Origin of the sequence: Rathayibacter tanaceti (assembly GCF_001634385.1) — a bacterium.
Taxonomy (GTDB): Bacteria; Actinomycetota; Actinomycetes; order Actinomycetales; family Microbacteriaceae; genus Rathayibacter; species Rathayibacter tanaceti.
On record NZ_LIIN01000283.1, the window covers coordinates 1 to 895 of the forward strand.

Here is an 895-nt window from a genome sequence, read left to right on the forward strand (position 1 = left end):
CCTCCTCGACCGCGGCGGCGGCACCGCGGTCGGCGGCTCCGGCGGCGGCGGCGAGGAGGCGCGGCAGCGCGAGACCGGCGCGGCGCTGCTCCTCGTCGAGGTAGCGGTTGCGGCTGGAGCGGGCGAGTCCGTCCTCCTCCCGCACGATGTCGACGGCCTCGATCACGACGGGCAGGTCGAGGTCGCGGACCATGCGGCGCACGAGGAAGAGCTGCTGCGCGTCCTTCTGCCCGAAGAGCGCGACGTCGGGCTGCGCGATGTTCAGGAGCTTCGCGACGACGGTGAGCATCCCATCGAAGTGGCCCGGCCGCGCGCGGCCCTCGTAGAGCGCGCCGACCTCCCCCGCGACCACACGCGTCGACGACGGACCATCCGGGTACATCTCGACGGCTCCCGGGGCGAAGACGACGTCGACGCCCGCCGCGTCGAGCAGCGCGGTGTCGCCCGCAAGGTCGCGCGGATAGCGGTCCAGGTCCTCGGTGGGACCGAACTGCAGCGGATTCACGAAGATCGACACGATGACGAGGTCGGCGAGCTCGCGAGCCCGCTCGACGAGCGCGAGGTGACCGGCGTGCAGAGCGCCCATCGTCGGCACAAGGGCGACGCGGGACCCGACTCGCCGCGCCTCCTGGACCGTCTCGCGGAGGACGTCGATGCGCTGGAGGGTCCTGATCACCCGTCGATGCTACCGGCGCAGCGGAGGCCCCGGGCGGGAACGCCTAGAGAACAGGGACCCTGGCACCACTCCGTACGGGGACTCCTGTCCATGAACGATCGGACGTCCGCCACCAGACGGCGCCAAGAATCCACGTCGCTGATCGGCCCCTCTCTCGAGCCGATTGAGCGGGGCATGCCGATTAGCATCGAAACGATCGTTTAGCGCGCTGAGTGCGGG

General features: G+C 71.2%; 1 protein-coding gene. It reads right to left on the reverse strand.

Annotated elements, in window-relative coordinates; translation table 11 throughout:
* A partial coding sequence (gene panC, locus ACH61_RS15655; RefSeq protein WP_236713735.1) for a pantoate--beta-alanine ligase occupies positions 1 to 655 on the reverse strand: 655 nt, incomplete at its 3' end.
* Positions 656 to 895: the final 240 nt, after the last annotated feature.